Annotated in this window: 20 protein-coding genes; 18 read left to right on the top strand and 2 right to left on the bottom strand. The window is 44.9% G+C overall.

Annotated elements, in window-relative coordinates; translation table 11 throughout:
• Nucleotides 1-4 precede the first annotated feature (4 nt).
• From AC6R16_RS02175 to AC6R16_RS02100, 16 genes are all read left to right on the top strand, one after another.
• Nucleotides 5-526 carry a hypothetical protein gene (locus AC6R16_RS02175; RefSeq protein WP_500673428.1) on the top strand — a complete coding sequence of 174 codons (522 nt, stop codon included), beginning with the start codon at nucleotides 5-7 and terminating at the stop codon, nucleotides 524-526.
• A gap of 111 nt (nucleotides 527-637) precedes the next feature.
• Nucleotides 638-856 (top strand): hypothetical protein, encoded by a 219-nt coding sequence (locus tag AC6R16_RS02170; RefSeq protein WP_031342464.1) that lies wholly within the window; start codon nucleotides 638-640, stop codon nucleotides 854-856.
• 25 nt (nucleotides 857-881) lie between these two features.
• On the top strand, nucleotides 882-1,127 hold the full coding sequence (locus tag AC6R16_RS02165) for an ogr/Delta-like zinc finger family protein (RefSeq protein ID WP_500673427.1): 246 nt from the start codon (nucleotides 882-884) through the stop codon (nucleotides 1,125-1,127).
• 108 nt (nucleotides 1,128-1,235) lie between these two features.
• The gene (locus tag AC6R16_RS02160) at nucleotides 1,236-2,102 is read left to right on the top strand and encodes a GGDEF domain-containing protein (RefSeq protein WP_500673426.1); all 867 of its coding nucleotides are present in this window, start codon (nucleotides 1,236-1,238) and stop codon (nucleotides 2,100-2,102) included.
• Between the two features lie 295 nt (nucleotides 2,103-2,397).
• Complete coding sequence (locus AC6R16_RS02155; protein WP_500673425.1) at nucleotides 2,398-3,588, top strand: DNA circularization N-terminal domain-containing protein; 1,191 nt, start codon at nucleotides 2,398-2,400, stop codon at nucleotides 3,586-3,588.
• Entirely contained in the window at nucleotides 3,585-4,523 is a 939-nt protein-coding gene (locus tag AC6R16_RS02150) for a phage tail protein (protein ID WP_500673424.1), read from the top strand. Before AC6R16_RS02155 ends, AC6R16_RS02150 begins: the two co-directional genes overlap by 4 nt.
• Nucleotides 4,516-5,121 (top strand): phage baseplate assembly protein domain-containing protein, encoded by a 606-nt coding sequence (locus tag AC6R16_RS02145; protein ID WP_500673423.1) that lies wholly within the window; start codon nucleotides 4,516-4,518, stop codon nucleotides 5,119-5,121. Before AC6R16_RS02150 ends, AC6R16_RS02145 begins: the two co-directional genes overlap by 8 nt.
• A complete protein-coding gene (locus tag AC6R16_RS02140) occupies nucleotides 5,118-5,519 on the top strand; it encodes a phage GP46 family protein (RefSeq protein ID WP_500673422.1) in 402 nt (133 codons plus the stop codon). Before AC6R16_RS02145 ends, AC6R16_RS02140 begins: the two co-directional genes overlap by 4 nt.
• The gene (locus tag AC6R16_RS02135) at nucleotides 5,516-6,559 is read left to right on the top strand and encodes a baseplate J/gp47 family protein (protein ID WP_500673421.1); all 1,044 of its coding nucleotides are present in this window, start codon (nucleotides 5,516-5,518) and stop codon (nucleotides 6,557-6,559) included. The genes AC6R16_RS02140 and AC6R16_RS02135 overlap by 4 nt, the downstream gene beginning before the upstream one ends.
• On the top strand, nucleotides 6,541-7,071 hold the full coding sequence (locus tag AC6R16_RS02130) for a hypothetical protein (protein WP_500673420.1): 531 nt from the start codon (nucleotides 6,541-6,543) through the stop codon (nucleotides 7,069-7,071). The genes AC6R16_RS02135 and AC6R16_RS02130 overlap by 19 nt, the downstream gene beginning before the upstream one ends.
• The gene (locus AC6R16_RS02125) at nucleotides 7,068-8,030 is read left to right on the top strand and encodes a hypothetical protein (protein ID WP_500673419.1); all 963 of its coding nucleotides are present in this window, start codon (nucleotides 7,068-7,070) and stop codon (nucleotides 8,028-8,030) included. The genes AC6R16_RS02130 and AC6R16_RS02125 overlap by 4 nt, the downstream gene beginning before the upstream one ends.
• The gene (locus tag AC6R16_RS02120) at nucleotides 8,030-8,572 is read left to right on the top strand and encodes a hypothetical protein (protein WP_500673418.1); all 543 of its coding nucleotides are present in this window, start codon (nucleotides 8,030-8,032) and stop codon (nucleotides 8,570-8,572) included. The genes AC6R16_RS02125 and AC6R16_RS02120 overlap by 1 nt, the downstream gene beginning before the upstream one ends.
• 151 nt (nucleotides 8,573-8,723) lie before the next feature.
• Nucleotides 8,724-8,966 carry a hypothetical protein gene (locus AC6R16_RS02115; RefSeq protein ID WP_500673417.1) on the top strand — a complete coding sequence of 81 codons (243 nt, stop codon included), beginning with the start codon at nucleotides 8,724-8,726 and terminating at the stop codon, nucleotides 8,964-8,966.
• Complete coding sequence (locus tag AC6R16_RS02110; RefSeq protein WP_500673416.1) at nucleotides 8,963-9,499, top strand: lysozyme; 537 nt, start codon at nucleotides 8,963-8,965, stop codon at nucleotides 9,497-9,499. Before AC6R16_RS02115 ends, AC6R16_RS02110 begins: the two co-directional genes overlap by 4 nt.
• A gap of 11 nt (nucleotides 9,500-9,510) precedes the next feature.
• Nucleotides 9,511-10,023, top strand: coding sequence for a hypothetical protein (locus tag AC6R16_RS02105; RefSeq protein ID WP_500673415.1), 513 nt, complete (start codon nucleotides 9,511-9,513; stop codon nucleotides 10,021-10,023).
• A 328-nt stretch (nucleotides 10,024-10,351) separates the two neighbouring features.
• The gene (locus AC6R16_RS02100; RefSeq protein ID WP_500673414.1) at nucleotides 10,352-11,422 is read left to right on the top strand and encodes a pentapeptide repeat-containing protein; all 1,071 of its coding nucleotides are present in this window, start codon (nucleotides 10,352-10,354) and stop codon (nucleotides 11,420-11,422) included.
• 33 nt (nucleotides 11,423-11,455) lie between these two features.
• Here the strand turns inward: AC6R16_RS02100 and AC6R16_RS02095 are convergent, their stop codons facing one another.
• On the bottom strand, nucleotides 11,456-12,424 hold the full coding sequence (locus tag AC6R16_RS02095) for a phage portal protein (protein ID WP_500673413.1): 969 nt from the start codon (nucleotides 12,422-12,424) through the stop codon (nucleotides 11,456-11,458).
• A gap of 21 nt (nucleotides 12,425-12,445) precedes the next feature.
• Complete coding sequence (locus AC6R16_RS02090; protein ID WP_500673412.1) at nucleotides 12,446-14,206, bottom strand: terminase large subunit domain-containing protein; 1,761 nt, start codon at nucleotides 14,204-14,206, stop codon at nucleotides 12,446-12,448.
• Between the two features lie 134 nt (nucleotides 14,207-14,340).
• Between AC6R16_RS02090 and AC6R16_RS02085 the strand changes: the two genes are divergently transcribed.
• Nucleotides 14,341-15,156, top strand: a complete 816-nt coding sequence (locus AC6R16_RS02085; RefSeq protein ID WP_272252458.1) for a GPO family capsid scaffolding protein — start codon at nucleotides 14,341-14,343, stop codon at nucleotides 15,154-15,156.
• 32 nt (nucleotides 15,157-15,188) lie between these two features.
• Entirely contained in the window at nucleotides 15,189-16,226 is a 1,038-nt protein-coding gene (locus tag AC6R16_RS02080) for a phage major capsid protein, P2 family (RefSeq protein WP_500673411.1), read from the top strand.
• Nucleotides 16,227-16,290: the final 64 nt, after the last annotated feature.

The raw sequence follows: 16,290 nt of genomic DNA, 5'->3' as shown, positions 1-16,290 counted from the left end.
TTCCATGCCTTTTTGGTTTAGTCGAAAACACTCAGGTGGCACAACTGAAATAGTTGGACCATTCGACCAGCACGATGAAGCAATAGATACGTTCCAAGCGGACCAGCAGGCAGATATTTCTTTGGGAGTATTTAATGCGTTCAACGATGAATATGCTGAGTCAATAACGATGAGGCACAAGGATAGTTGCAAAACCTCGTCGTCTCACTTTGGTCCAGATGTAAAATCTACGCAGAACGAACTACCAGTAAGGTTGCGACCCGCATACAAAGAAGGATTAAAAGGCGGATGTAATCCTTACCCTTTGAACTCTCAAGAATTTAATGATTTTGAGAGGGCTAGGGACAAAGGAAAAATGGGGTACAGACCTAAACCTATTGCTGACCCCAGGTTGTATGCGGAATATCAAGCTAACAAAAATCACATTGTCGGATCTGAAGCATGGAGGTTCGACGATGATAGACACGGTGAAAAAGAAACAGCTAGAAAAGTGAGAGAAGTCCTTAAGTACAAAGACGGCTCGTAGAACTCTTGGCGTTTCGCTAACTCTTTATACAGTGACATTGACAGCAAAACACAGGTAGAAACCTGTATAAATATACAGTATATTTTCAATGTCATTGGTAAGGATATTGATATGTCTAATAAAAAACAGCTTTTCCAGCAAGCACTGGAGCTAATTCTCGACGGCGTCGCATTGAGTACTAACGGTGAAAACCGCGCCCAAGCAGGTGCTTACTTAATGGGATTAGTTGTTGCTGACAATCAAGGTGAACTTGATAGCGAGAAAGTGGAAGCCATCAAGGCCATTATCGAAATGGCTGACGAAGTCGAAAGCCCGCAGTTTAGGCTATAGGCGCAATTACTGAAAAGGAGTTGCCATGTTAATCACTTGCCCCAAGTGCGAAAGCAAAGCCCGCATTGCTACATCCAGAGCGATGAGTAAAGAAACTCGTGAAGCATACTGTCAGTGCCTCAACCTAAACTGTGGCACAGTCTTTGTCACCTATACATCTGTTCACCGCATCATCGAACCTAGTGGCGATAAACCTGATCCAAAACTTCAACCTGAGTTGTGTAAAGGGGATTTGGACCAGATAGAAATGTTTAATTCTAAACTAACGTAACTTGTTGTTGGTGTTTGAGATTGTCTTCTAAGTTACTCTATTGCAGTATGTTATTTCTAATCGATTTCTTGATTACATTCAGAGTGAGAAACGCAATAAGGAATGGCCATGGAAATACCCAACTCAACAATTTTACTGACTCAACTGGGAAGTATAGTCGGGTTTTCTTGGGCTCTCTTTAGACTTTACAGAGTATTAGTGAAGACAAAAGAAGCTACTATCGAGAGAAAACAAGCGGTTATAGAAGAAAAGGACGCCAATATCGACTTTCTTAAGCAACAGCTTCAAGCTCGTGATCAAATCATCGAAGATATAGAGAAGAGGTCACCAGATGTTGCGTTTGAGCAGTTGTCAAAGAAAAATAAAATTCTTGAAGAACAACTCAATGAGCAGTTGACTGATAATACTCTTACAAAAAATGAACTTGGTGATATTAAGTTAGAGCTCAATAGAGTTAAACACTTGGCTGAGCTTTTAGATATTACAGCAACTACGGACCCCTTGACTGGAGCGTATAATAGAAAAGCTTTAAGCAAAAATGCTAGTGCTCAGTTCGATGATAAAAGAGAGGAAAACGTTAACCATCTTGCTTTGGTACTGTTTGATATTGATGATTTTAAGCAGGTGAACGATGAGTTTGGTTTCCGCTTTGGTGATGATGTTTTAATTCTTTTAAGTGACAAACTTAGAAAGTTATTAGGTACGGTTTATAGATTGGGCGGTGATGAATTTGGAGCTTTATTATATTTTAATGATATTGAAGAGCTTGAACTGCGCCTATTGAAGCTTCAATCATCGATTAATCGTATCTATAGAGTAGGCCCTGATAGTAAAAATATATCAGTGTCTGCAGGAATTTGTGTTTTTACGGAGCGTCATACTAGTTTTGATAGTTTGTATGCTGATTGTTTTGGATTACTAGATGAAACGAAACACAAAACACGAATAGGTTTTTTCAATAGGAGCTATTCATGAGCTCCAATCTAGTTAATTTTATAATAGTTTCTATCTTTTAATAGAAACGAAAGAAAACGATCTCTGACGATCTCTAAATCCCCAATCTAAAACAGCCCTCGATGTAGATACATCGGGGGCTGTGCTTTAATAATCTTACCGAAACGCGATCACTTTAAGGATCGCAAAATTACAGTGCGGAATTTTAGCGCGGGGGGAGGGGTGAGTCCGAACAAGGGCTGGAAGCCGACATTCACCACCTAAACATTCTCTGCTCTTTAAACTCCAAACTTCTTCTTCGATTGGTAGGCTATTGATGTGGGAACGACAACACGAGCACGCTAGATGGAATGGGCTGAAGCTCAACATCCTGTCTACCTCTTTTGATGGTGGTAAGCGTCTGCAAGTGAGCGAAATCCCCTACGCTGAACTACCGCACATCAAAGTCATGGGCACCAAAGCCCGAACATTTACTATCGAATCTATATTCGTAGGTGCAAGCTCACTAGCTGACGCCAATGCGTTCATTGAAAGCCTGGAGCAACAACCAAAAGGAGAACTCGAGCATCCCTGGTTAGGAGAGTTGGTGCTAGTGTTCGAGGAACATTCCCTCAGTATTAACACCAAGAAAGGTTTAGTGACGCTGAGCCTGAAGTTTGTCCGTGCCGGCACTTCGCCTTCCATCACTGCACCGACAACAGTACGCACCAAAGCACAAGCTGACATAGTAGAAAGCCTGTCTAAGCAATCATTTGTTGAAGAAGTGAAAGGGCTGGATGTTTCTCAAATCAACGAAGTACAAAACAACGCAACGAGTGCGCTCAATGTGTTGGTCGATATTACTAACCGCCTGAACCTAGCCGATGATTCGTTGCAAGATATTAACCTAGCGATAAATGAAGCCTTCTCAGCTGTCAGCAGCTTGAGCACTAACCCTGCTGAGTTGGCTGATCTGATTTCTAGCGCTGTCGATACGGTGTCTGAAGGTGTTCAATCAGAGCCTGCTTCCGAGAGTGAAGCCGTAGATAACTCACGCAGTGCTCAAGCTTTGATGCTTGGAGAAGTAAAAACCGATAGCCCAACCAAACACCACAACGTACAAATGGTGACGGGTGCGGTGAAGATGAGTAAAGACGTGACTGACCTAGAGGCCCATGACAGCTTTGAGCTCACCTTAGTCGAAAAGCAACCAGAGATTATTCAAAGTGATCTCTCAACTCTAATTGCCAACGTTGATGGCCGCATCAAGGAAACGACTCAAGTTTCTACGCAAGAAAGCATAGAGCTCTATGACGCACTCACATTACTAAAAAGCAATGTGCAGACTCAGCACGACAAAGTAGTAGAGGGAACCAAAGCACACAGAACAGTGCAATCACCTCACTTTAAGTCGGCGCTGACCATAGCCCATGACGAGTACACCAATGAGAACGTCATTACCAAAATGAATGCACTTCAGCACCCTTTATTTATCCGTGGTGACATCGCGGTAAGGGATGCACGATGAATCAACTCACGATGTACATTGACGGAAAGCAGCATACTTTCTACCAAGCCAACTTGAACTACTCAACAGAGCAATTGGCCCATACCTTTAACTGCTCAGTTGAACCAATGAAGATTGATCGCCCGTTGTCGGTAGAGTTCTTTCTCAATGACCAATCCATCTTAATCGGTCAGATAGATGAGGCGGAAAACGAGACAAGCGCAAGCTCTTTAACTATGCCAATAGTGGGACGTTCCAAGAGCGCTAACATGATTGACTCGCGCATCACTATGGATGCGCTTTACAGCCTCAATGTTGAAGAGCTGCTTAGAAAACTGGCTAAGCCATTTGGCCTAGGTGTAAAGAGCCTCGTTAAAGGCATGCCGAAGATTGAAGAGTTTCAAATTAACGCCGAGTCTCCGGTTGAAAATGTTGCTCAGCTCATCCGTGAACAAGGCTACATGCTCATCGAGCGAAACGGTGTGCTGACTATAGAGAACACAGCGCATGCAACGATTAACAATGTTGGCCTTGAAACAGGCAACAACATAGACAGCTTAAAGATAAAACGCGCCTTCAATAAGCAGTTTCACACCATTGATGTGCAGGGCCAATGGGATGATGCCAGTGCCAAAATTACCAACCCAAGCATTGAGAGCTCGCGCACGATGGTGATCACCTGTGACCAACTTCAAAACAGTGCGGCATGTTTATCTCGCGCCAAATATGAACGTAACTTAGCCATAGCGGAAAGCCTGACTGCTTCAACGTCTGTCGCAGATATCTTTCCTCAGCTTGCGATTAATGGATTAAACCGAGTGATTCGAGTGATCGACAAAGAGCAGAGTTTTAGTGAAATGCTGGTGATTAAGTCACTTGGCCTATCGGTGTCCGAAAGCTCCGCGAGCACTTCCGTTGAGTTGGTTAGACCGTTTAAGGAGCAAAGTAATGTCTAGTGCTCAGCGCCAGCAACAACAGCGATTAATGGCTCGCATCAAGAACGTGATCGGAACAGGTACGGTGACAGGCGCCACTACGGGCATGTTGCAAATCAGAATGGCAACAGGCCGCACCAATGACCGAATTAAGCGCGTCCACAACTACGGTTTTATGAGCCGACCACTACCAGAAGCCAAGGCTTACAACCTGTTTATTGGCGGTGTGACCGCTCGTGGGATTACCGTCAATGTTGAAGATGAGCGCTACCAAATCGACTTAAAGCCCGGTGAGGTCGCCATGCTTGATGATAAGGGAAATTTAATCCATCAAACCGAGGAAGGAATTAAGGTCTACGCAACCAAAGGTAAGGTCGATGTCGTAGCAGCGAATGAAGTCTCTATCAAAGCGCCACAAGTGAACGTGATCGCTGACAAAACCACGTTTTCTAAAGATGTAGAAATAGGCGGAAACCTGAGTGTGGTGAAGAATGCAGAAGTTGCAGGCTCTGTCGGTGGTCAGACTGGTACGTTTGGCGGCGTTAAAGTCGAGACGCACGACCACGACTATGAAGACGACAGCGCAATCAAAACGACACGGGAGCCTAACAAAGCATGAGCCACTTTAAATTGAACGCGCTTACTGAGTCGGTGAACTCCAAAGAGGGCATGACTCATGCGGTACTGCAAAGCGTCTACAACTACGCAGAGTCAACCAAGAACGACCGCGCAAGAATGGACAGCAATGAACGCGGCGGTACTTGGAGTAATGAACTGATAGAGATTGTCGGCTCTCGTGATTGGACCCTAAAGCGAGCCAAATTGACTGATGAAACCTTAAGGCTTGCTAAACGCTTTTATGAGGAAGCCCTTGCCTGGTTAATTCAGCAAGGTCACGCCAAAGCCATTGAAGTGACCGTTTGGAGAGAGAAGCCAAACCAAATGGGCCGTAATGTCATGATAACCCTAACGGACGGCTCAACATTTGATGTTCCACTATCGAAGGTAGATAAATGAGTACACAAGTGAGCCTTGAGAGCTTAATCGCTCGTGCTGAAGCCAACCTGACAGCAGAAACAGGGCAAAGTAATCCAGCCACCAAAGCCATAGCCTCTGCCATTGCGGGCGTCAGCTATGGGCAATATGGCTATCAAGATTTGCTTTTCAGACAATTGCACCCTGAAACCTGTTCTGAAGCATGGCTATACCTGCATGCTAATCGCCACAACACACCACGCCTTTTACCTACCTTTGCAAAAGGTACGGTGCAGTTTACTGAGCTAGGTGGAACTGTGGTGATCGCCAAAGGTACTCGCCTAATCTACGGTGATAAAGAGTATGAAGCCACCAAGGAGCAGTACAGCAATGTGCCTGTAGACGTCATTGCGCTTGAATCAGGGACAGCCAGTAATTTGCCAATCGGCGCCAAGCTCACACTCACTGAAGGACTAAGCGGTATCGACCCTAATAATATCCTATCGCTTGGTATTGAAGGTGGTGCAGATATCGAAGAGCTAGAGCACTGGCGAGCACGAGTAATCGTGGCATTCGAGAAGAACGAGCTGATCGGAAAGTCAGAAGATTACGAAGTGTGGGCAGTGTCGGCTCACTCTGATGTTGATTTTGCTTGGGCACTCGATAACACGCCAGAGCGCGGCATGGTAGAGGTCTACATTGGCGCACGTGAGAACGACCCAACGCTAAGCGGTGAAGTGGTCAATCTTGTTCAAGAGACCTTTGAAGATAACCGACTCGCGGGTTGCCATCCGTTTGCTCACCTCCCAGAAAAAGCGCCGCTCGCTATAGAGATTCAAGGCATTGAAGACCTAGCGATTCGTGATGATGTGGTCACGGCCCTTGAAAACTTTGTAAAAGGGAAAATGGGCAAGATAGACCCAGAAACTAAAAAGCCTGAATCCATCACCAACACCGAAATTGTGTTAGTGATTTCAACGGTGACCAATAACTTTATTGTCAAATCGCCCGTAGGTGAAGTTGCTATCAACAATAACCAGATTCATGTACTAGGAGCCGTCACATGGACACCTCCGACTTAATCATTGAATACAGCGAAGGTGATTTTGCAGATGCGTACCGTGGGTTACTTCCTCAAGGCGAATACTGGCAAGACACCGAGAACGCAGAGCTGACCAATACCATTAACGGTATAGCGAAGGACTTTAAGAAAACCCATGACGATATTGAATTATCACTATTAACGGAGTTTGAAGAGCAAGGGTTTGGCTGGAAGATTCGAGATTATCAAAGCCTGCTTGGAACAATAGGCTCAAACGGCTTGGTGTATGACGATGTAAAAAGGCCCAATCTAATATTGATTGACCTCTTCAGCTATGACAATGGCACAGCCATTAACGCATTTGAAAACGTTCGATTGCCTCATACCGAGTTTCATTGGCTTTACCCATTGGAAGCCGAAACCAAATTTGAACAGGCAACCGCCTTAACGATAAAGCCAGAGTTGAGCTCACAGTTAGAAATAGACGCTGAAACTCAAATCTTGTGCCGCACTGCCATTACTTGGCAACTTGAAATAGGAGACACCGAATGAGCACACTGCAAGCTATTCCGACTCAGCACGGGATAGACATATTGAACAGTGAGCTGAAAAGTACTGTAACCAAGTATCGGCTCATTGGCGCGTTAACCCATGACGCCCCAAGTGAATCAATGTATTCATTCTATGAAAACACCATTGAAACCAGTTACTACGATGAAAATGGCGTTTTAACCTTTATCTTAAATCTGCCAATTGAGCAGCATTTTGATGAGTACCTACATCAAATCCATGTGCTTGATAGCAGTAATCAATCCGTGATCGAATGCTCGACACCCAAAGTTGCCCTACCGAAAGGCATTGGCGGTATGGTGACACTGAAAGCAGCGATTTCGGGTGAAGCTGGACAAGTCATTTTTAAGCACAGTGAGTTTGTAACTGAGACGGAGTTGAATGAGCTGCACCTAGCACCGATTAAAGCAGCACTAGCAAACATGGTGGGAATGATAGGTGAATTTCATCAATCTGGAGAAAAGCCCGCTTGGATTGACCTAAAAGGCGGCGAGTTATCAAGAACTACCGACAAACTTCTCTGGGATTATGCAGTATCGGCTGGAATGGTGATTGCTCAGACAACAAAAGACGCTGCTCCAATGACTCACGCAATGAAGTTTGGTGATGGGGATGGTGCAACTACGTTCACTTTGCCAAATCATCACTTAGGGCATTTTGTTCGTGGTGCTCCTAGTGGGGTTAATCATGGTGATACTCAAGGTGATGCGATAAGAAACATTACAGGGGGATTTTTAAGTTTCCCTAGCAATGCAGGTGACTGGGCTAATGGGGTATTCCGACAAACCGCACATATCCACGCCGGATTAAACACTTCTTCATATACTGATTATGATAATCCGGCAGTGGAATTTGATGCATCATTAGTAGTTCCTACAGCCGACGAAAATCGTCCGCATACCGCAAACCTTTCGATTAAGATTCACCGAGGATGGATGTAATGAAAACAGCGTATCACTACGATTACAAAACCCTCATATATCAGGGTGAAAGTCAAATCCATAAGGTGGCTGGGTATGATGAATATATTTTGGCTCAGTTTGCTACGTGGATAAATAAACCACCTTTTGACGAAGAAACAGAACAGGCCAAGTTTGATGTAAAAAATCAGGAATGGATTGTTGAATCAAAACCCGTTGAAGTAACGGCTTATCACAAGCAAACCCAAGAATCGAAAGTGTTTGAAGATGCATCTCTGGTTACGGACAAATACACGATAGAAAAACCATCAACACAATGGGATGAATGGATTAATGAATCTTGGGTAACCAACCTAAGTAACAAATACATTCACGACTATGCGCAAGTGGATGCCACTCGCTCAATGCTTTACACCCAGCTAACCGACCCGCTAGAAAGTGAACTAGCCCGTAAGCAACGGCAAGGCAAAACCGATGAAGTACAAATGCTCTCCGAACGCATCAACGAGCTAGAAGCCAAAATTAAAGCAGAGAACCCATACCCAGAAGCGCCAACTAACTAACCACCAAACCCAGCCTAGCCGCTGGGTTTGTTCTTTCTGCCTTCCCAAACTTCTATATCTCTGCACTAGAAATGCCGTAAGTACCCTTTCAACCACAGCTCTATACACTGGTTTTGTGGGGCACTAATCACTAGTTACGAGAGAAAAATCAATGAATCATACAGAGGTAAAAGCGTTAGTGGTTTCTTTGCTAGACATTACCGGGCTAAAGAAAATTTTAACGTCTGTTAGTGCAACCCTCATCAGCTTCGGTGTGAACGATATTGCCCAGCTTATCGCAATCTTCGTGGGTATCGTTTCGGGTGTTATGGCTATTCGCCACTATGCCGTTGCCACCAAACTCAACCAAGCCAAGCTAGACAAGCTGAACTCACAAGAGGACGTCGCAATATGAGCCTAAAAACCAAAGCAATACAGGCGGTGGTGTGCTCTGTCGCTTCAGTTCTTGCCATTGTTTTTACTCTCGACTCAGGGCTAAGCGTCAGTGAAAACGGTTTGCGTCATGTTGCCAACGAAGAAGGTTGCAGATTAAAACCTTACCAATGCAGTGCTGATGTGTGGACAGCGGGACTAGGTCATACCCAGGGCGTAACGCAAGATACGGTACTCACTGAGCAGCAAGCCGCTGAGTTCTTCGTTAAAGATATTGCCGCCGCAGAGCATGTAGTAAACAAGTATATAACCCAAACACCAAACCAAGGCGAGTACGACATGATGGTGAGCTTTGTTTATAACCTTGGGGAAGGTAACTTCGCTCGCTCTACATTGCTGAAAAAATTTAACCGAGGTGATCGCACTGGTGCTTGTAATGAGTATCCGCGATGGGTGTTTGTGAATGGTAAAGATTGCCGACTAGAAAAAAGCAACTGTGCCGGTATTCCTAAGCGCCGAAGTAAAGAGCAAGACGTTTGTTTAAACGGTTGGTAAGGAGAGTAACCATGTTAAGTAAGTATCTAACCCTGTTTAAAGCCGTTGCCTTTGCTGCCGCTCTTGGTGGTGTTGCTTACCTTTCTTACGACTACGGCGTAAGGACTACAGAAGTTAAGGCTCTTAAAGCGCAAAACTCCCTTTGGGACAAAGTAGAACAAAAGCAAGAGGAAGCTTATTTTTTGGCAGTGGAACTGGCCGAGCAAAAACAAGCGGTGGAAATACAGTACCGGACTATCGAAAAAGAGGTAATCAAGTATGTTCAAAAGAATACTGACAAGCAGTGCATTGTTAATGATACTGATTGGTTGCGCATCCGAGCCGACGCAGTGCGAGCGCATAATCGAGCAATCGGTATTCAGCAACCCGCCACCGTCTCTGATGGTGCCGCCAAAACTACTACAAATTACGAGCGAGATGCCGAAGTCCTAGCTGAAGATGTAGCGAACCTAGAGACCTGTTTGGAGAATGCGCAAAGGCTCAAGGCTTTGCAAATGTGGATAGCAATACAAGAGACTATGTAAATACGGTGTAATCTTTCGCTTGATGCAAAGTACGTTAGTAAATACTCAAAAAGCATACTAACAGTGCGGAATCCCATTAGGAGATGTGGTCAAGGGTGCTTTACTCCCGCAAGTATAGGAATATGAATCATAGTAGTGAGACTAAGGAGGGTTTAATCATAATTATTTAGATTCACATGATGTTGTTAACAGAATTCGTATAGAAAATGTGCTCCGCTATGAACGAATGTTTTCTGTTGTCGGCGATCTGTGCGCATTTATAAGATTGCTTGTAGATAAACTTCTTTTCAGTATGTTTCGGTTCTATTTAAAAAGGAGTTAGTTAGGAATGAACGACCAGTTAAAGACACAAATAGAGATAGATGTTGACTCAGAATATCGTCGGATGCTGTTACAAGTCGAATCAGAGAACAGACCTAGCGAAAAGCTAGTTCACAGTGTTAAGGCGCGAGTTGAGCAGCATAAACTGTGGTTGGAAAGTAATGGCAAAGAAGGTAGCAGATTTCAAGCGCAAAATGAAAACTTAACAGGTATTGATTTTAGCCGCAAAGATCTGAGAAAAGCAGAATTCCGATCATGTATTCTTGATTATTGCAATTTCTACGCATCTAACCTAAGTGATAATGCAACACTAATGAGTTGCTCTATTAAGAAAGCGCGTCTTGATAACGCAGATTTTAGTAGCGCAGTTCTGATAAAGTGCCAGATTACTGATAGCAGTTTTAGAAATGCAAAGTTTAGTGGTGCTCATATTGAGGGTACTTACAGAAGAAATACAGGGGGGACCCTCAGCAATAATAATTTTGAAAATTGTTTGTTTGATAAAGCAGTGTTTATTGAGATGAATCTATATGGTTCGTTGTTTAAAGGCGCTCGCATCGAACTTACAAGCTTCAATATTTGCGATATGTCTCGTATGGATTTTTCGGAAATGGATGTTAGATCTTCAATAATTATGCGTGATTGTTTTGCTCCATACACAAAGCTAAAACGAATGCTTATAGATGGGTCTGTTATTACTAGCTGCAACTTAACCAATGCTATTTTTGAAAAATCGTCATTGGTTGGTAGTGATTTCTCAAGGTCGATTTTAACAAGAACGAACTTTCGGCATGCTAACCTATCTACTAGTAGATTTAACATGACGCTTGGAGAAAGCATGGATTTCTTTGGCGCGGATATCAATAATTCAGAAATGCGACTCTCTAGTTTCAGAGAAGCTATCTTTCTCGAAAGTAAGATTAATGAATCAGATTTGTCTGGAAGTGAACTTGTTTCGGCTCTAATTAATGAAACGACGATCAAACATTATGCCAATTTTTCAGGATGTATTTGGGTGACTGGGAGACGTTGTAAAGTCGGATCTAATGGTGTCTGCTATGAAGAAGAACAATCTTAAGCTACACATAGTTCATGCAATAAATACAAAGACCTAGAGTTGATCTAGGTCTTTATATTTATTTGAAGTTATTACCTCTTGCCCAACAAACTCATTCAACTCCTGCAGTGCATCAATCATCGGCAACAATTCATTCTTGTGAAATAGCCAATCAACCTTATTGAGATCGAGAGAGGTAATACTCTCACGGCGAACGCTCATCAGCTCGATAGGAACGCGGTGGAGTGCCAGCACATCGTTCATGGTTTGGTTCTTCACTTCCTTAAACGAATCCTTTGCTTCTACTTGGCCAATCGGCTTAAGTTCTGGTGCCTTAGTGTCTTTGCCTCGCGCATTCACAAACATATTCTTAAACGCCATGCCTTCTTTTGCCTGAAGCTTGGTTTTAATTTCGTCTTCCTGTTTTTTCGTCATGCTAGGTTCATTCATATAAAGCAGGTAACCCGCGTGCTGGCCGTTGCGGTAATACTGACGGCGAAACAAGGTGGCATCATCATTAAGCCAGATGGAGGTGAGCCCACTTACGTGACCGGGTAACCCATAGATCTCCTGAGCAACGTCGTATTCAGACAGATGGAAGATTTGTCCCTCCTTAAAATCAACTCTGCCATCATCCTCATAAGTTTTTGGCTTGTAGGTATAACCCAAGTCCTCGCGGCGACGCATATACAAAGCGGGAATGTGTTTCACCTGAACGATAGGACCTTTGCCCGCGTGTGAGCGAATAATTTGGAAATAGCCGTTGCCAAAGGTGAGATAGTCTTGGATAAACCGCTTAAGGTCGCGACGGGATAATACTGGCGAAACGTTCACAGCATAGGCGAGGGTATTGCGCTTAAACTCAATCGCGCTCGAGTGCATCGGGTTAACGCGCAGCGCTTTGGCTAAGGTGTCGAAAGGAATAGGTGGCTCATATAACCCATCAACCAAAGCCGTTTCAAGGTAACTTAGGATGTCGCTGTTCATTACACTGACAGGGTTAGAAAATTCAATCTCAATCACTTCGTTTCTCCGCTCTTTGGCTTAGAAGATTTCAACGGTGGTATCGTCGTCATTGTTAATATCAATGGGCTCCCAGCACATAACATGCATTGAAGCCCAGGCGAGGTCAGCATGCGACCCTATCTTGCTGCGGTTAGAGACAAACGTAACCTGGTTACTGATGTTGGTGGTCTGCTGGCGAATCATCAGGAAGGAATGCACCAGGTCATCCCATTCGGCGTCAAACTGCAGTCGACCATTGCCGATGATCTCTCGGGCTTTGTAGGCCATCATCCGCTTGACCTCTGGTGAGTAGTTCAGCTCTAGTAAAGACGGGTAAAACTTTCTAACCAACTCAGCCACGGCAGAACCTACACCACTGGTATCGATGGCGAGGTGCACTACATTGTATTTTTCGGTGATCCCGCGAATAGCTTCAGCTTGCTGCTCATAGCTCGAGCCTTTGAGTCTTAAACGCTCGATGAAGCGGAAAACGCCGCCTTTCATTTTTGGCTTGAGCGAGACCACTAATCCTGCATCATCAGAGCCTTCTCCCTGACCACCGCCTCTTGGGTCATAGCCGACTAACACTTCCGTGTCACCGACGGGGCGTGGCTTGTTGTGGTCAACTTCTTTCCATAGAGAGGAATCCGCTTTGCAGGCGAGAAGAGCTTTTAGTGAAAAGAACGAAGCACTGTCATCCAAGAATTTGCATCGCAGTAGGTTGTCGAAGATTTCCTTAACTGGATATTTACGCTTTAGCTTCTCCATGTTGAAGAAGGTCGCGCCTTTCTTCATCGCGTCATCAACGGTGATCATCTGCCTGAAGATAAAATCAGGACCTAACACCCCATCTTTCAGCGCGGTGTGGCTGATATCAATACTGTGCTCTTTCTTACCTTCCCATTTCGGATAAGCTTCATGAGCCATCGTGGAAGGCGTCGAAATGTAAGTGGTACGAAACTTCGCTTGTATCGACATGCCGCCCGCGTAGTCATCCAACTCAGCGAAGCGTGGTATCCAAAACACCTCATCCCAATACATGTGGCCGTTGAAACCCTGAGAGGTGGAAACGTTGGTCGACATAAAGCCCAGCTTGGCGCCATTACTTAATTCGATGTCATCTTTGCCCTTGAGGTCGACTTCTCCAATCTCCAGAGCAAACTTACGGATGTAGTTCTTGAAGATATACGCCTGCTTTTTCGACGCAGAGATAAAGACCTGGTTATCACCATTAAGCACAGCGTCTTCGAAAGCTTCATACGCAAAGTAGAAGGTGAGACCAATCTGGCGCGACTTTAGATAGAAACGTGTTTCGTTGATGTCATCATCGAGCTTGTGAGCGTGTATCTCTTTCTGGTACTCAAAGAAAGTACATTCGCGGTATTCATCAAGCATCTCTTTGGTGATCTGCGAAACATCATTCTTAACTTTGTTAGGTTTGCGACCTCTAGGGCTTTTGCCTTCGACGGATGTGCCTGGTCTGCTTCGCTTATTCTCCGCGTCAACACGTTTGTAGTGCTGGTCGAGTAGCATCTTCAGCTCGCGTTCCTGACACTCAAGCTTTTGGTCAACCCACATCAGATACGTGATCCTCTGACGCAGCATGAGCTCTACGGGCAAATCATCCCGCATTTCCTTCCAGCCAAATTTTGATATCCATTGCTGAACCGTTCGGGTGGCAACACCGATTTTATCCGCGATTTCTGCCGGCTTTTGCTGGCGTAAGAACAGACCAAACGCTTGAGTTTGCGCTGGTGTGTATAGCGGCTGGTTCAGATTGGTTACTGCATTCGTCTCCATGCCAGCATAGTGCTACAGAGCCCGCCATTACTCAGCTTGCGAGAGTTCTATATCGGGTATCTAGAATCAGGATGAATACAAAAAGAGGAAGGCTTTCGTTAGATTGAAATCATCGAATTCAGGAGAGTTTAGACATGTTTCAGTCAGAGCCGATTTGTATTTTGCAGGCAGGGACAACCGTTGATGGTCGCGTTATTGAACAGAAAATCATTGATGAAATCGCAGAGACCTACAACCCAGAGGTGTACACCGCACGCATTAATGAAGAGCACTATGACTGGAGCTACAAATTTGGTTCGGTGTTGTCGGTAGAGAAGCGTGAAGACAAGCTGTTCGCGGTTATTAAACCTAACTCCCATTTGCTACGCATGACGGAACAAGGCCAGTTACTTCATACATCCTGTGAGTTCATTGAGAAGTTTTCTAACACTGAGAAAGCCTATCTAACCGGACTGGCTCTGACCGATAAACCCGCATCACTGGGTACAACTCAAATCCATCTCTCTAGCAAGGACGATGGCAAGGTTCACGTACTTTCAAAGTTTACGATCGAACCCCAAGCGCTTTCGCAAGAAGAACCAGAAAGTGATGCCTCCTTATTCCAGAAATTCAAAAGCTGGCTCAGCGGTGAAAAGTCTCCTGAGCAGTTCTCGCAACAAGAGGAAGAAAGCGAAATGAGTAAAGAAACTGAAGAGCTGCTCAAACAAAGCATCGAGCAGAACAAGGTACTCAGTACCAACTTAGGCCTGTTGGTCGAAAGCCTTTGCGCACAGAAAAAGCCAGAGGTTGATCAAGAGGAGCCTGAAAGCAATCAGCTCGTTGAACTCAAAGGTCAGGTGGAGCAGTTGTCGACTCAGGTGTCGGATATGACGACAACGCTTAGCCAAATCACAGACGAAACACCGCGCAAGCTAGCAGGTCAGGACAGCGAAGAAGAGCAGTACCTATAACGCCAGTCTGACGAAGAGAAACAGGTAAAACTATGCAGAAACAAACGCAAATCAAGCTCAATGCTTACGTGAAGAAAGTCGCTGAGCAAAATGAAGTGGATGACGCGACCCAGAAGTTTAACGTCACGCCGAACGGCACTCAGAAAATCATTGGCCAGATGCGAGAGAGCAACTGGTTCCTGAAGAAGATCAACATCATTCCGGTGAAGAACCAGAAAGGCGAATCCATCGGTCTGGGTGTAACGGGCATGATTGCCAGTCGTACTGATACTTCAGGTGAAGGTCGCCGTGTACCGAAAGACTACTCAGGTATGGGCGCGATGCCGTATATGTGTGAGCAGACTAACTTCGATACCGCTATTCGTTACGACAAACTTGATGCCTGGGCGCACGACAAACGCTTCAACTCAATCATCTCAGCTCATACGCGTGAGCAGATTGACGCTAACAAAATCACCATTGGTTGGTACGGTGAGCGAGTAGAGAAGAACACCAATGCGAGTTCGAATCCAAACGGTGAAGACGTCAACAAAGGTTGGTTTCAGGCGATGCGTGACTATAACGCTGAGCGCTACATTACTGAAATCGAGCCGAATTCCGGTGAGATCCGAATCGGTGAAGGTGGTGACTTCATTAATCTCGATTTAGCGGTGCTCAACACCAAGAATCTGCTTCACGATGCGTGCGAAAACGATTCAAACCTGATTGCGATTATCGGCTCTGACTTGCTGGCTTACGACAAAGCGAAGTTCTACGAAGCGCATGGCAATACTCCAAGCGAGAAGAGCAAGATTCAGGAAGTACAGGTCATTGGAACCTACGGTGGTCTGCCTGCGGTGAAGGTTGCGGGTTTCCCATCAACCGGCATTATGGTGACCAGCTACGACAACCTGTCTATCTACATTCAGGAAGGCTCGATTCGTCGCTCAATGGGTAAGAAGAACGACGAGAAAGATCAGATCGAAAACTTCGAGTCGATGAACATGGCTTACGTCATTGAAGAAATCGGCAAAGCAGCCGCGATGGAATTCAAGAACGTCAAACTGAAGATTGGCGAAAACTGGGTATAGCCCTTAAACGACCACCCCCTCAATGCGGGCTCTAACACTCAATCTGTGAAGCCTTGGCAGAAGC

Source organism: Vibrio sp. R10-SG3-ISO10, assembly GCF_059834185.1.
The sequence above is the reverse complement of the archived record's forward strand: the minus strand, read 5'-3'. Positions and strand labels throughout refer to the sequence as shown.

Excerpts from the sequence above, each read along its gene's own strand:
- AC6R16_RS02100 (WP_500673414.1), top strand. The coding sequence starts at position 10,352 with ATGAACGACCAGTTAAAGACACAAATAGAGATAGATGTTGACTCAGAA.
- AC6R16_RS02110 (WP_500673416.1), top strand. The coding sequence starts at position 8,963 with ATGAGCCTAAAAACCAAAGCAATACAGGCGGTGGTGTGCTCTGTCGCT.
- AC6R16_RS02115 (WP_500673417.1), top strand. The coding sequence starts at position 8,724 with ATGAATCATACAGAGGTAAAAGCGTTAGTGGTTTCTTTGCTAGACATT.
- AC6R16_RS02165 (WP_500673427.1), top strand. The coding sequence starts at position 882 with ATGTTAATCACTTGCCCCAAGTGCGAAAGCAAAGCCCGCATTGCTACA.
- AC6R16_RS02105 (WP_500673415.1), top strand. The coding sequence starts at position 9,511 with ATGTTAAGTAAGTATCTAACCCTGTTTAAAGCCGTTGCCTTTGCTGCC.
- AC6R16_RS02160 (WP_500673426.1), top strand. The coding sequence starts at position 1,236 with ATGGAAATACCCAACTCAACAATTTTACTGACTCAACTGGGAAGTATA.
- AC6R16_RS02150 (WP_500673424.1), top strand. The coding sequence starts at position 3,585 with ATGAATCAACTCACGATGTACATTGACGGAAAGCAGCATACTTTCTAC.
- AC6R16_RS02080 (WP_500673411.1), top strand. The coding sequence starts at position 15,189 with ATGCAGAAACAAACGCAAATCAAGCTCAATGCTTACGTGAAGAAAGTC.
- AC6R16_RS02175 (WP_500673428.1), top strand. The coding sequence starts at position 5 with ATGCCTTTTTGGTTTAGTCGAAAACACTCAGGTGGCACAACTGAAATA.
- AC6R16_RS02125 (WP_500673419.1), top strand. The coding sequence starts at position 7,068 with ATGAGCACACTGCAAGCTATTCCGACTCAGCACGGGATAGACATATTG.
- AC6R16_RS02130 (WP_500673420.1), top strand. The coding sequence starts at position 6,541 with ATGGACACCTCCGACTTAATCATTGAATACAGCGAAGGTGATTTTGCA.
- AC6R16_RS02145 (WP_500673423.1), top strand. The coding sequence starts at position 4,516 with ATGTCTAGTGCTCAGCGCCAGCAACAACAGCGATTAATGGCTCGCATC.
- AC6R16_RS02135 (WP_500673421.1), top strand. The coding sequence starts at position 5,516 with ATGAGTACACAAGTGAGCCTTGAGAGCTTAATCGCTCGTGCTGAAGCC.
- AC6R16_RS02085 (WP_272252458.1), top strand. The coding sequence starts at position 14,341 with ATGTTTCAGTCAGAGCCGATTTGTATTTTGCAGGCAGGGACAACCGTT.
- AC6R16_RS02090 (WP_500673412.1), bottom strand. The coding sequence starts at position 14,206 with ATGGAGACGAATGCAGTAACCAATCTGAACCAGCCGCTATACACACCA.
- AC6R16_RS02155 (WP_500673425.1), top strand. The coding sequence starts at position 2,398 with ATGTGGGAACGACAACACGAGCACGCTAGATGGAATGGGCTGAAGCTC.
- AC6R16_RS02120 (WP_500673418.1), top strand. The coding sequence starts at position 8,030 with ATGAAAACAGCGTATCACTACGATTACAAAACCCTCATATATCAGGGT.
- AC6R16_RS02170 (WP_031342464.1), top strand. The coding sequence starts at position 638 with ATGTCTAATAAAAAACAGCTTTTCCAGCAAGCACTGGAGCTAATTCTC.
- AC6R16_RS02140 (WP_500673422.1), top strand. The coding sequence starts at position 5,118 with ATGAGCCACTTTAAATTGAACGCGCTTACTGAGTCGGTGAACTCCAAA.